Below are 12246 nucleotides of genomic sequence, written 5' to 3'. Positions count from 1 at the left end.
GATGGCTAATGATATTCTGATTGTCGATGACGAAGCAGACATCCGCGATCTGGTGGCGGGCATCCTCGAGGACGAGGGATTTGCGACCCGCACCGCGCGTGATAGCGACTCTGCGCTGGCGGAAATATCCTCGCGCCGGCCGCATCTGGTGTTTCTTGATATCTGGCTGCAGGGCAGCAAGCTCGATGGCTTGCAACTGCTCGAACAGATCAAGAAGGATCACGCCGATCTGCCGGTGGTGATGATTTCCGGTCATGGCAACATCGAAACGGCCGTCGCTGCGATCAAACGCGGCGCCTATGATTTCATCGAAAAGCCGTTCAAGTCCGACCGCCTGATCTTGGTCGCGACCCGCGCGCTGGAAACCTCGCGCTTAAAGCGCGAAGTGAAAGAGCTGAAGCAGCTCGCGCCGACCGCGAGCACGCTGACCGGTAAATCGCCGTGCATGAATCAGCTGCGCCAGACCATCGAGCGCGCCGCCAAGGCCAATAGCCGGATTCTGATCGTCGGCCCGTCCGGATCGGGCAAGGAACTGGTCGCGCGCACGCTGCACGCTTCGTCATCGCGCGCCGAAGGTCCGTTCGTGGTGATCAACGCCGCGGCGATCACGCCTGAGCGCATGGAAGTCGAACTGTTCGGCATGGAGAATGGCGACGGCGATCAGCCGCGCAAGAGTGGCGCGCTCGAAGATGCCCATGGCGGCACGCTGTTCATCGACGAGGTCGCCGATCTGCCGCGCGAAACCCAGAACAAGATTTTGCGGGTGCTGGTCGATCAGACTTTTCAGCGCGTCGGCGGCACCACCAAGGTCAATGTCGACGTCCGCATCATTTCCTCGACCGCGCGCAATCTCGAAGAGGAGATTGCCGCCGGCCGGTTCCGCGAAGACCTCTATCATCGCTTGTCGGTGGTTCCGGTCCGCGTGCCGCCATTGTCGGAGCGTCGCGAGGACATTCCCGATTTGATCGAGTACTTCATGGATCAGATTTCGCTGGCCACTGGCCTGCCGAAGCGGCAGATCGGCCAGGACGCGATGGCGGTGCTGCAATCGCATGTCTGGCCGGGCAATGTCCGGCAGCTGCGCAACAACGTCGAGCGCGTGATGATTCTCGCCGGTGGTGGTCCGGAAGTGGTGATCACCGCCGACATGCTGCCGCAAGACGTCGGCTCGATGGTGCCGACCATGCCGAGTGGCAACAATGGCGAGCACATTATGGGCCTGCCGCTGCGCGAAGCGCGCGAAGTGTTCGAGCGCGACTATCTGATCGCGCAGATCAGCCGGTTCTCCGGCAATATTTCGCGCACCGCCGAATTCGTCGGCATGGAACGCTCGGCGCTGCACCGGAAACTCAAGGCGCTCGGCGTCGGTTAAACGCTTGGTAGTTGGACCTCAACATGGCGCGGATCGCCTATGTCAACGGCTGTTACAAGAACATGCGCGATGCCTCGGTCAATATCGAGGACCGCGGTTTTCAGTTCGCCGATGGCGTCTATGAAGTTTGCGAGATTCGCGGCGGCCGGATCGTCGATCTGCCGCGCCATCTGGGCCGACTACAACACTCGTTGAGTGAATTGCGGATCGCGCTGCCGATGGCGCTGCCGGCGCTGTCGGTGATCATGCATGAAGTGGTACGCCGCAATCGCGTCAATTACGGCATCGTCTATTTGCAGATCACCCGCGGTGTGGCGCGGCGCGATCACGGTTTTCCGGCGGCAAGCGTGCCGCCGAGCGTGGTGGTGTCGGCGCGCTCGTTGAACTTTGCCAAGAACCAGAACACCGCCGCGCATGGCATCAAAGTCATCACCTATCCGGAGAATCGCTGGCCGCGCGTCGACATTAAGTCCGTGGCTTTGCTGCCGAATGTGCTGGCAAAACAGGCGGCGCGGGAAGCCGGCGCTTATGAAGCCTGGTATGTCGACGTGGATGGTTTTGTGACGGAAGGCTCCTCCAGCAACGCCTGGATCATCACCCATGACGGCGTTCTGGTGACGCGCGCCGCGACTGATGCCATTTTGAGCGGCATTACACGGGCGGTACTGATCGACGCACTCGCTACGATGCAACTAACCCTTGAGCAACGGCCGTTCACACCGCAAGAAGCGATACAAGCGGCTGAAGCCTTTGTTACAGCATCAAGCCAGATCGTAATGCCTGTCGTAATGATCGACGGAAAAGCTATCGCTGACGGGATTCCTGGTAGAATTACTAGGAAACTGCGTGAGGAATTTCATCGTTTCGCTTTGTTTTCTTGACATTTGGCGCGATGTTTAGTGATTGCGGCCTCAACTCGCTTGCGTTCATTGCACCCGTGCCGTCTAATTAGCTTGACAGTTCCGGAGGGGGATCTCAGGGACGCGAAAAAGCCGATGCGGCGCTGGGCGTGTTGCATTGGTCAGAAGAAGAAACACAAAACGGACTTCGGGATAAACACAATGGCGGCCGACCGCGCACAAAACCTTCAAGACACCTTCCTCAATCACGTTCGTAAAACCAAAACGCCGCTGACAATCTTCCTGGTGAATGGTGTCAAGCTGCAAGGCATTGTCACTTGGTTCGACAATTTCTGTCTGCTGCTGCGCCGTGATGGTCATTCGCAGCTGGTCTACAAGCACGCGATTTCGACGATCATGCCGGGTGCTCCGATTCAGCTGTTCGAGGGCGGCGAAGATTCTCCAGCTTGAGCCTGACCTGATTGGAACCCCACCGTCCTGAAGGGGAGGCCGACCGGCCGCGGTCGGCAGAACACCAGACCGGACGCGCCCTGGTCGTCGGTCCTTATTTGCGTGTTCGGCCGGCTGATGCGGCCGCGGGCGGCGATGGCGCGCGCACCACGGCCGCGCGGCTGGAAGAGGCCACGGGGCTGGCCCGTGCGATCGACCTCGATATCGCCGAGGCCATCCTCGCGCCGATCAGTCAGATCAGGCCCGCGGCCTATCTCGGCAAAGGCAAGGTCGAGGAGATTCTGGGCGCCATCCGGGCTCATGAGGTCGGGCTGGTGGTGATGGACTGTGCGCTGTCGCCGATCCAGCAGCGCAATCTCGAGAAGGCCTGGAGCGTCAAGGTGCTAGATCGCACCGGGCTCATTCTCGAAATTTTCGGACGGCGCGCCAAAACCCGCGAAGGCGCGTTGCAGGTCGAACTGGCGCATCTCAACTATCAGCGCTCGCGGCTGGTGCGCTCCTGGACCCACCTTGAGCGGCAGCGCGGCGGTTTCGGCTTTCTGGGCGGCCCGGGTGAAACGCAGATCGAGGCCGACCGCCGCTTGATCGGCGAGCGCATCACCAAGATCGAGGCCGAGCTCAAGAAGGTGCAGAGCACGCGCCGGCTGCATCGCGCCGGCCGGCAGCGCGTGCCGTATCGCGTGGTCGCGCTGGTCGGCTACACCAACGCCGGCAAATCGACGCTGTTCAACCGGCTGACGCGTGCCGAGGTGCAGGCAGCGGACATGCTGTTCGCGACCCTCGACCCGACGCTGCGTGCGCTGATGCTGCCGCATGGCGGCAAGGCGATGCTGTCGGATACGGTCGGCTTCATCTCCAATCTGCCGACGCAATTGGTGGCGGCGTTCCGCGCCACACTCGAAGAAGTGCTCGAGGCCGATCTGATCCTGCATGTCCGCGACATCACCCATGAGGATGCCGAGGCGCAGCAGGACGACGTCGAGACGGTGCTGCGTCAGCTCGGGATCACGCCCGGTGCCGGCAGCCCGATCATCGAAGTCTGGAACAAGCTCGACCGGCTGCCGCCCGAGCAGCAGCAGGAGCTGCGCAACATCGCCGCGCGGCGCGATCCTGATCATCCATGCTGCGTGGTGTCGGCGGTGACCGGGCAGGGCGTCGATGAGCTGTTACAGACCATTGAGGACCGGCTGGCAGCGGCGCGCACCGTGCTCGACCTCAGCGTCGATGCCGGCGATGGCGCTGGCGTCAGCTGGCTGCACCGCAATGCCGAGGTGCTCGACAAGCAGCTGCACGAGGGCCGCTATCAGATGACCGTGCGGGTTGATGAGACCAAGCGCGAGGCGGTGATCGCCCGTTTTGGAGCAGTTCCGCGCGCGGATTGAGCCATGCTGGACACGCGCGCGGCGCGGTGCGCAGCAGGCGTTTGGAGTGGGGTTTCGGCGGCCGGTTTCGTGTCCCCTAAGTTGTTGGAAAATCGGCCATAAAAACCGTACCCCAGCGCCGATTGCAGTGGCGGTTCAGGGCTGGATCAGCTATATGATTCCAAAGCCCATCACACCGGATTCTGCCTTTGTCCGATAACGACGATCAGAAGCCGGGGGAGCCGTCTGCTCCCCTGGATATTCGCCCCGTTTCGATCCTCGACGAGATGAAGCGTTCGTATCTCGATTACGCCATGAGCGTGATCGTGGCGCGTGCGCTGCCGGATGCGCGTGACGGCCTGAAGCCGGTGCATCGCCGGATTCTGTTCGGCATGTACGAGAACGGTTTTGAGTGGAACAAGCCGTTCCGCAAGTCGGCGCGCACGGTCGGCGACGTCATCGGTAAATATCACCCGCATGGCGACCAGTCGGTCTATGACGCGATGGTGCGCATGGCGCAGGACTTTTCCATGCGCGTGCCGCTGATCGACGGTCAGGGCAATTTCGGCTCGGTCGATGGCGATGCGCCGGCTGCGATGCGATACACCGAATCGCGGCTGACCAAGATCGCGCAATTGCTGCTCGACGATCTCGACAAGGATACCGTCGACTATCAGGACAACTACGATGGCTCGTTCCGCGAGCCGAAGGTTCTGCCGGCCAAATTCCCGAATCTGCTGGTCAATGGCGCTGGCGGCATCGCCGTCGGCATGGCGACCAACATCCCATCGCACAATCTCGGCGAGGTGATCGACGCCTGTATCGCGCTGATCGACGAGCCGAATCTGAGCGTCGATGATCTGATCAAGATCATTCCGGGCCCGGATTTTCCGACCGGCGGCATCATCCTCGGCCGCGCCGGTATCCGCTCCGCCTATCACACCGGCCGCGGTTCGATCGTGATGCGCGGCAAGGTCAATATCGAGCCGGTGCGCAAGGATCGCGAAGCGATCGTGATCTCGGAAATTCCCTACCAGGTGAACAAGGCCACCATGGTCGAGCGGATCGCCGAACTGGTGCGCGAGAAGAAGATCGAAGGCATCGCCGATCTGCGCGATGAGTCCGACCGCGACGGTTTCCGCGTCGTGGTCGAGTTGCGCCGCGACGCGGTGCCGGACGTGGTGCTCAATCAGCTCTATCGCTACACGCCGCTGCAGACCAACTTTGGCGCCAACATGGTGGCGCTGGATGGCGGCCGGCCCAAGCTGATGAATCTGCGCGAACTGCTGACGCTGTTCGTGGCGTTCCGCGAACAGGTGGTGACGCGGCGCACCAAATATCTGCTCGGCAAGGCGCGCGACCGGGCCCACATCCTGGTCGGCCTTGCGATCGCGGTTGCCAATATCGATGAGATTATTCGGGTGATCCGCAATTCGCCCGATCCGAACACCGCGCGCGAGACCCTGATGTCGCGCGATTGGCCGGCGGCCGATGTCGCGGCGATGATCACGCTGATCGATGATCCGCGTCATCGCATCAATCCGGACGGCACCGCGCGGCTGTCGTTCGAGCAGGCCAAGGCCATTCTCGATCTGCGTCTGCAGCGGCTCACCGCGCTCGGTCGCGAGGAAATTTCCGACGAACTCGACAAGCTCGCGGTCGAGATCGCCGATTATCTCGAAACGCTGCGCTCGCGCGACAAGGTGCTCGGCATCATCAAGACCGAACTCAACGCCGTGAAGGCCGAGTTCGCCACGCCGCGCCGCACCGAGATCGTGGAGCAGGAAGGCGAGGTCGAAGACGAGGACCTGATCCAGCGCGAAGACATGGTGGTGACGGTGTCGCACGCCGGCTATGTCAAGCGCGTGCCGCTCTCGACCTATCGCTCGCAGCGCCGTGGCGGCAAGGGCCGCTCCGGCATGTCGACCCGCGAGGAAGATTTCGTCACCCGGCTGTTTGTGGCCTCGACCCATTCGCCGGTGCTGTTCTTCTCGTCGCGGGGCCAGGTCTACAAGGAGAAGGTGTGGCGGTTGCCACTGGCGCCGCCCAATGGCCGCGGCAAGGCGCTGATCAACATCCTGCCGCTGGAGCAGGGCGAGCGCATCACCACCATCATGCCGCTGCCGGAGGATGAATCCTCCTGGAGCGAGCTCGACGTGATGTTCGCCACCACCGGCGGCAATGTCCGCCGCAACAAGCTGTCCGACTTCGTCGATGTGCGCCGCTCCGGCATCATTGCGATGAAGCTCGATGACGGCGAGGCGATCGTTGACGTGCAGATCTGCACCGCCAATGACGACGTGCTGCTCACCACTGCCGATGGCCAGTGCATCCGCTTCCCGGTCGGCGACGTGCGCGTGTTCCAGGGCCGGTCATCAATGGGCGTGCGCGGCATCAATCTTGGCGACAACGACCGGGTGATCTCGCTGGCGATCCTGCGCCATGTCGATGCCACCTCGGATGAGCGCGTCGCCTATCTGAAGATGCGCCGTGCGGTGGCCGGGGAGAGCGCCGAGGAGACCGTCGAGGTCGATGCCGAAGATGGCGCCAGCGCCGGCACCCAGCAGCTGTCCACCGATCGTTACGCGGAGCTGTCCGCGGCCGAGCAGGTGGTGCTGACCGTGTCGAGCAACGGCTTTGGCAAGCGCACTTCGTCGTTCGAATACCGCACCACTGGACGCGGCGGCAAAGGCATCGTCGCGATGTCGGTCAACGAGCGCAACGGCAAGCTGGTGGCGTCGTTCCCGGTCGAGGACAATGATCAGATCATGCTGGTCACTGATGCAGGCCAGCTGATCCGCTGCCCGGTGGAAGGCATCCGGGTGGCCGGCCGTTCGACCCAGGGCGTGATTGTGTTCAACACCGCCGATGACGAGCATGTCGTGTCGGTCGATCACATCACCGACACCGATGACGGCGAGAACGGCAATGGCAACGGCCATGGCGGTGAGACCGACAACGGCGACGGGGCCTGATCACAGCCAGCAGCGGCGGGCGCGCTGCGCCTGAACGAATCGAAAAGGCCTCCGGGGGGCATCCCGGAGGCCTTTTTAGTGCGCTCTTGGAGGAAAGCGCGAGGCAAACTGGTGCGGTGGCTAAAACCCTCCGCGAAACTTACTGCCGCTCGGTGGTGACCATCCGGACTTCGCGGATGGTCAGCGTCTTGGTGCCGGCGGTGCGCAGGCAGGAGGCCTCGAAATGCGGCCAGGCCTGTTCGGAGCAATTGCGGCCGACCGGCCGAATATCCAGGCGATCGCCCTTGGCCAGCGCTATCGGCTCCCGGGCTTCAACCTCGGGCGCAAAGCCCGGCAGGATGGTCAATGCGGCAGCGATGAAGGCTGCGATGGCGATGGCGGCGAGAGCCTTGATCATGACTTCGTCCCCCTGAACCTTTCGTCATTCTGACCGTCATTGTCATGTTGCGGCACACATGAAGTACCGCCCCGTGGTTTCGGGACGTCTTCGCGGGCCGGCAATTGCGTTTCGTGGACGCGCTATTGTGTTTCGCGTGTCGCCGATAACGACACATCAGGCCGAAAAACTGAGTGTTTTCAGCTCCCCGGCGCGCATCAATAAGACGCGCGACCAGGCTGTTTGGTTCGGCGTTCTGTGAAAAATAAACCCTGGCGGCATTGGGGTTGCGGCGGGAACCGGCGCCGCTTGCGAGCCGGCCACGGGCAGGCTAGACGAGGGAATGTCCCGCATTGCTCTGTATCCAGGCTCTTTCGATCCTGTCACCAATGGCCACCTCGACGTGGTGCGCCGCGCTGTCATGCTGTGCGATCGCCTGATCGTGGCGATCGGCGTTCATCCGGGCAAACAGCCGCTGTTCTCGACCGAGGAGCGGCTGGCGATGGTCCGGGAGGTATTTGGCCCGATCGCTGCGCAGGCCGGCTGCGGCTTCGACTGCATCACCTATGACAATCTCACCGTCACGGCCGCCGAGCAGGCCGGGGCCAGCATCATGGTGCGCGGCCTGCGTGACGGCACCGATCTCGACTACGAGATGCAGATCGCCGGCATGAATGAGGCGATGGCGCCCAACATTCAGACCGTGTTTGTGCCGGCCGCGGTCGCGGTTCGCCCGATCACCGCCACACTGGTGCGCCAGATCGCGAAGATGGGTGGCGACGTTGCCACTTTCGTTCCGCCGCTGGTTGCGGCGCAGCTCAAGACCAAATTCGCCGGCTAGCCGGCTTTTTTCAGCTTCGGAGTCGTCATGATCCGTATCCTTGGCATTTTCGCCGCCTTGCTGCTGGCGTTTCCCGCCTTTGCTCAGTCGTTGCCGGCGGGCCTCGATAAGGCCAATTCCATCGTCATCGATTCCACCAAGGGGCGGATCGTGATCAAGCTGCGCACCGACGTGGCGCCGCAGCACGCCGAGCGCATCAAGCTGCTCGCCCGCGAAGGCTATTACAACAACGTGCCGTTCCATCGCGTGATCGGCGGCTTCATGGCGCAGACCGGCGACGGCGAGAAATTCAACGGCACCGGCGGTTCGAAATACCCCAACCTGAAACAGGAATTTTCCAGCGTTCCGTTCAAGCGCGGCATCGTCGGCATGGCGCGCCGCGGCGACAGCGTCGATTCCGCCAATTCGCAGTTCTTCATCATGTTCGCCGACGGTCCGAGCCTGAACGGCCAGTACACCGTGATCGGTGAAGTGGTGTCCGGCATGGAAGTGGTCGATAGCCTGAAGAAGGCTTCGGCGGGCTCCGCGGGCGGCGCGGTTGCCGATCCCGACAAGATGGTGAAGGTCCAGGTCGCGTCCGACCTGAAGTGAACCTTTGATGCTGGCGCGGCGAACCCTGTGGCTCGCTGCGGCAGTGGCCGGGCTTTTGTGCTGCGTCAGCCTGGCGCGTGCTGACCAAGCTCAGATCAATACCCTCAATGAGCTGTTCGGCGCGTTGCAGCGTTGTTGGCAAGCTCCGGCGCTGCCGCGCGGCGCCTCCGGGATGCAGATCACGGTGATGGTCAGCTTCCGGCGCGATGGATCGATCTTCGGTAAGCCGAAGATCACCTTTGAATCCGACGAGGCGGGCGACGATCAGCGGCTCGCTTATCGGGTCGCGGTGATGGAGACCTTGCAGCGCTGTACGCCGCTGCCATTGACCGAAAGCCTGGGCGGCGCCATTGCCGGCCGCCCAATGACATTGCGGTTTGACGACCGCCGACATAGTCCCCAACGACCAACAGAGAAGAGAGCATGGCTGTCACCGAAAATACTTTGATCCTCGAAACCACCCAGGGCCCCGTCACCATCGAAATGCGCCCCGACCTGGCGCCGAACCACGTGGCGCGTATCAAGGAGCTGGTGCGCGAAGGCTTTTATGACGGCATCGTGTTTCACCGGGTGATCGAGGGCTTCATGGCCCAGACCGGCTGCCCGCATGGCACCGGCACCGGCGGCTCTGGCAAGAAGCTGAAGGCCGAGTTCAACAAGGAGCCGCATGTGCGTGGCACCGCGTCGATGGCGCGCGCCGCCAATCCGGATTCGGCTGACAGCCAGTTCTTCATCTGCTTCGACGACGCCCGGTTCCTGGATCGTCAGTACACCGTCTGGGGCGCGGTCACCGAAGGCATGGAGAATGTCGACAAAATCAAGCGCGGCGAGCCGGTGCAGGACCCGGACAAGATCGTCAAGGCGCGCATGGCGATCGACGACGCGGCCTAATGCCGTTGCGGTTCTGATCGGCTCAGAACTGCAGAGCACGGCCTCTTCACCTCTCCCCGCTTGCGGGGAGAGGTCGGCCCGACGACGCGCAGCGTAGCTGAGCCGGGTGAGGGGCGTCTTACCGCAGCGCGGACTCATCAAACCCTGATCCCAGCCTACTTTCCGCAGGCGGAAAGTAGGCGAATGTCGTGCCAGGCCTTCATGCGCACCGATCTGTTTGACTTTGAATTGCCGGCCAGCGCGATCGCGCTGCGGCCTGCCAGCCCGCGCGATGCCGCGCGCATGCTGGTGGTCGAGCCGGGCCGGGCGCTACATGATCAGATCGTCCGCGATCTGCCGGATTGGCTGCGGCCCGGCGATGCGCTGGTGGTCAACGACACCAAGGTCATTGCCGCGCAGCTCAGCGGCCGCCGCATCGGCCGCGCCACTGAGCCGAAGATCGAGGCGACGCTGATCAAGCGGCTCGATGGTTCGCGCTGGCAGGCGCTGGTGAAACCGGCCAAGAAGCTGACGCCCGGTGATGTGGTGCGCTTTGGCCATGACGGCCGGGTCTGCCTGCTCGGCCAGCTCGACGCCACCGTTGAACACAAGGGCGACGCCGGTGAGATCATCCTTAGTTTTGCGATGCATGGCGCGGTGCTCGACCAGGCGATCGCCGAACTCGGCGCGCCGCCTCTGCCGCCTTACATCGCCTCAAAACGTACCCCGGACGATCGCGATGCCAGCGACTATCAAACCATGTTTGCCGCCCGCGAAGGTGCCGTCGCGGCACCGACCGCTGGTCTGCATTTTACGCCGGCCTTGCAGGAAGCGCTGGCGGCGCGCGGCGTCAGCCTGCACCGCGTCACGCTGCATGTCGGCGCCGGCACCTTTCTGCCGGTGAAGACCGACGATACCGCTGAGCACAAGATGCATGCCGAATGGGGCTGTATCAGCAGCGAAACCGCGGCCGCGCTCAATGCGGTGCACGCCGCGGGCGGCCGCATTATCGCGGTCGGCACGACCTCGCTGCGGCTGTTGGAGAGCGCGGCGGCCGAGGATGGTCAGCTCAAACCGTTCGCCGACGAAACCTCAATCTTCATCACGCCCGGCTATCGCTTCAAAGCGGTCGATGTGCTGATGACCAATTTTCACCTGCCGCGTTCGACGCTGTTCATGCTGGTGTCGGCCTTTGCCGGGCTGGGCACCATGCAGCACGCTTACGCGCACGCCATTAGCAGCGGCTATCGGTTCTATTCCTATGGCGACGCCTGCTTGTTATTCCGGACCACGCCATGAGCCTTCCCAATCATTTTGAACTGCTCGGACAAAGCGGTGCGGCGCGCACCGGGCGGCTGACCACGCCGCATGGCGTCGTTCGCACCCCGGCGTTCATGCCGGTCGGTACCGCGGGCGCCATGAAGGGCCTGCATTGGCGCGAGGTGCGCGATGCCGGCGCCGACATCGTGCTCGGCAACACCTATCATCTGATGCTGCGGCCCGGCGCCGAACGGATCGCGGCGCTCGGCGGCCTGCAGCGTTTCACCACCTGGAACGGGCCGATGCTGACCGACTCCGGCGGCTTTCAGGTGATGTCGCTGGCGCAGCTGCGCAAAGTCACCGAACAGGCCGTGAAATTCCGCTCGCATATCGACGGCGCCGCGATTGAATTGTCGCCCGAGCGCGCCATCGAAGTGCAGCTGCTGCTCGGCTCGGACATCGCCATGCAGCTCGACGAATGCGTGCGGCTGCCGGCCGAGCGCGATGACATTTTGCGCGCCATGGAGCTGTCGCTGCGCTGGGCCGAACGCTGCAAGCGCGCGTTCGAGCGCGCACCCGAGGGCCACATGCTGTTCGGCATCGTGCAGGGCGGCGATATTCCGCAGCTGCGCCACGCTTCGGCGCGCGGCCTGATCGAAATCGGCTTTCACGGCTATGCGATCGGCGGCCTCGCGGTCGGCGAGCCGCAGGAAGTGATGCTGGCGATGATCGAGGAGGCGGCGCCGATCCTGCCCGCCGACCGACCGCGCTATCTGATGGGCGTCGGCACGCCGGAAGATATTTTGGAAGCGGTGGCGCGCGGCATCGACATGTTCGACTGCGTGATGCCGACCCGCAATGGCCGCCATGGCGTGGCGTTCACGCGCTTTGGGCCGGTCAATCTGCGCAACGCCCGCCATGCCGACGATCCGCGTCCGCTCGATGAGAGCAGCGAGTGGCCTTCGACCCGCAACTGCTCGCGCGCCTATCTGCACCATCTGGTGAAGTCCGGCGAGACACTCGGCGCGATGCTGCTGTCGGAAATCAACATCGCTTACTATCAGAGCCTGATGGCCGGCATGCGCGCCGCGATCGCGCAAGGACGGTTCGCCGAGTTCCGCGAGCAGACCCACGCCGACTGGGCGCGCGGCGATATTGCCGCGCTGTGAGGCGCGCTGGCGTTAAGCTTTGTCGGTTCTGATAGAATCAGAACCGAAGCTCTAATACCAACGGCTCCTACCATTGCTCGTCATGCCCGCTTGTCGCGGGCATCCACGTCTTGAAAGCGCT

At 63.2% G+C, this 12246-nt stretch carries 12 protein-coding genes; 11 read left to right on the top strand and 1 reads right to left on the bottom strand.

Annotated elements, in window-relative coordinates; all coding sequences use genetic code 11:
• The first annotated feature begins 1 nt into the window (after position 1).
• From ntrX to gyrA, 5 genes are all read left to right on the top strand, one after another.
• Positions 2-1372, top strand: a complete 1371-nt coding sequence (gene ntrX / locus BJ122_RS13595; RefSeq protein WP_110781572.1) for a nitrogen assimilation response regulator NtrX — start codon at positions 2-4, stop codon at positions 1370-1372.
• A gap of 23 nt (positions 1373-1395) precedes the next feature.
• A complete protein-coding gene (locus BJ122_RS13590; protein WP_110781571.1) occupies positions 1396-2253 on the top strand; it encodes a D-amino-acid transaminase in 858 nt (285 codons plus the stop codon).
• 180 nt (positions 2254-2433) lie between these two features.
• Positions 2434-2682 (top strand): RNA chaperone Hfq, encoded by a 249-nt coding sequence (gene hfq, locus BJ122_RS13585; protein WP_002711839.1) that lies wholly within the window; start codon positions 2434-2436, stop codon positions 2680-2682.
• Between the two features lie 11 nt (positions 2683-2693).
• Positions 2694-4064, top strand: a complete 1371-nt coding sequence (gene hflX / locus BJ122_RS13580; RefSeq protein WP_110781570.1) for a GTPase HflX — start codon at positions 2694-2696, stop codon at positions 4062-4064.
• 188 nt (positions 4065-4252) lie between these two features.
• Positions 4253-7018, top strand: coding sequence for a DNA gyrase subunit A (gene gyrA, locus BJ122_RS13575; RefSeq protein ID WP_110781569.1), 2766 nt, complete (start codon positions 4253-4255; stop codon positions 7016-7018).
• 139 nt (positions 7019-7157) lie between these two features.
• On the opposite strand, the gene BJ122_RS13570 is transcribed toward gyrA, so the two are convergent.
• The gene (locus tag BJ122_RS13570) at positions 7158-7415 is read right to left on the bottom strand and encodes a hypothetical protein (protein WP_103010547.1); all 258 of its coding nucleotides are present in this window, start codon (positions 7413-7415) and stop codon (positions 7158-7160) included.
• A 322-nt stretch (positions 7416-7737) separates the two neighbouring features.
• On the opposite strand from BJ122_RS13570, the gene coaD reads away from it, so the two are divergent.
• From coaD to tgt, 6 genes are all read left to right on the top strand, one after another.
• On the top strand, positions 7738-8235 hold the full coding sequence (gene coaD, locus BJ122_RS13565; protein WP_103010548.1) for a pantetheine-phosphate adenylyltransferase: 498 nt from the start codon (positions 7738-7740) through the stop codon (positions 8233-8235).
• A gap of 27 nt (positions 8236-8262) precedes the next feature.
• A complete protein-coding gene (locus BJ122_RS13560; RefSeq protein WP_110781568.1) occupies positions 8263-8826 on the top strand; it encodes a peptidylprolyl isomerase in 564 nt (187 codons plus the stop codon).
• Positions 8827-8833: 7 nt separating this feature from the next.
• On the top strand, positions 8834-9274 hold the full coding sequence (locus BJ122_RS13555) for a hypothetical protein (protein ID WP_110781567.1): 441 nt from the start codon (positions 8834-8836) through the stop codon (positions 9272-9274).
• Positions 9250-9717 carry a peptidylprolyl isomerase gene (locus BJ122_RS13550; protein WP_103010550.1) on the top strand — a complete coding sequence of 156 codons (468 nt, stop codon included), beginning with the start codon at positions 9250-9252 and terminating at the stop codon, positions 9715-9717. The genes BJ122_RS13555 and BJ122_RS13550 overlap by 25 nt, the downstream gene beginning before the upstream one ends.
• 201 nt (positions 9718-9918) lie before the next feature.
• Entirely contained in the window at positions 9919-10995 is a 1077-nt protein-coding gene (gene queA, locus BJ122_RS13545) for a tRNA preQ1(34) S-adenosylmethionine ribosyltransferase-isomerase QueA (protein ID WP_110781589.1), read from the top strand.
• Complete coding sequence (tgt, locus tag BJ122_RS13540) at positions 10992-12125, top strand: tRNA guanosine(34) transglycosylase Tgt (RefSeq protein ID WP_110781566.1); 1134 nt, start codon at positions 10992-10994, stop codon at positions 12123-12125. Before queA ends, tgt begins: the two co-directional genes overlap by 4 nt.
• Positions 12126-12246: the final 121 nt, after the last annotated feature.

The sequence above is a fragment of the Rhodopseudomonas faecalis genome, from assembly GCF_003217325.1.
In the GTDB taxonomy this organism is placed as follows: Bacteria; Pseudomonadota; Alphaproteobacteria; order Rhizobiales; family Xanthobacteraceae; genus Rhodopseudomonas; species Rhodopseudomonas faecalis.
The sequence above is the reverse complement of the archived record's forward strand: the minus strand, read 5'-3'. Positions and strand labels throughout refer to the sequence as shown.

Coding starts and splice junctions, on each gene's coding strand:
- BJ122_RS13560 (WP_110781568.1), top strand. CDS start 8,263: ATGATCCGTATCCTTGGCATTTTCGCCGCCTTGCTGCTGGCGTTTCCC.
- BJ122_RS13550 (WP_103010550.1), top strand. CDS start 9,250: ATGGCTGTCACCGAAAATACTTTGATCCTCGAAACCACCCAGGGCCCC.
- BJ122_RS13590 (WP_110781571.1), top strand. CDS start 1,396: ATGGCGCGGATCGCCTATGTCAACGGCTGTTACAAGAACATGCGCGAT.
- coaD (WP_103010548.1), top strand. CDS start 7,738: ATGTCCCGCATTGCTCTGTATCCAGGCTCTTTCGATCCTGTCACCAAT.
- queA (WP_110781589.1), top strand. CDS start 9,919: ATGCGCACCGATCTGTTTGACTTTGAATTGCCGGCCAGCGCGATCGCG.
- ntrX (WP_110781572.1), top strand. CDS start 2: ATGGCTAATGATATTCTGATTGTCGATGACGAAGCAGACATCCGCGAT.
- BJ122_RS13555 (WP_110781567.1), top strand. CDS start 8,834: ATGCTGGCGCGGCGAACCCTGTGGCTCGCTGCGGCAGTGGCCGGGCTT.
- tgt (WP_110781566.1), top strand. CDS start 10,992: ATGAGCCTTCCCAATCATTTTGAACTGCTCGGACAAAGCGGTGCGGCG.
- BJ122_RS13570 (WP_103010547.1), bottom strand. CDS start 7,415: ATGATCAAGGCTCTCGCCGCCATCGCCATCGCAGCCTTCATCGCTGCC.
- hfq (WP_002711839.1), top strand. CDS start 2,434: ATGGCGGCCGACCGCGCACAAAACCTTCAAGACACCTTCCTCAATCAC.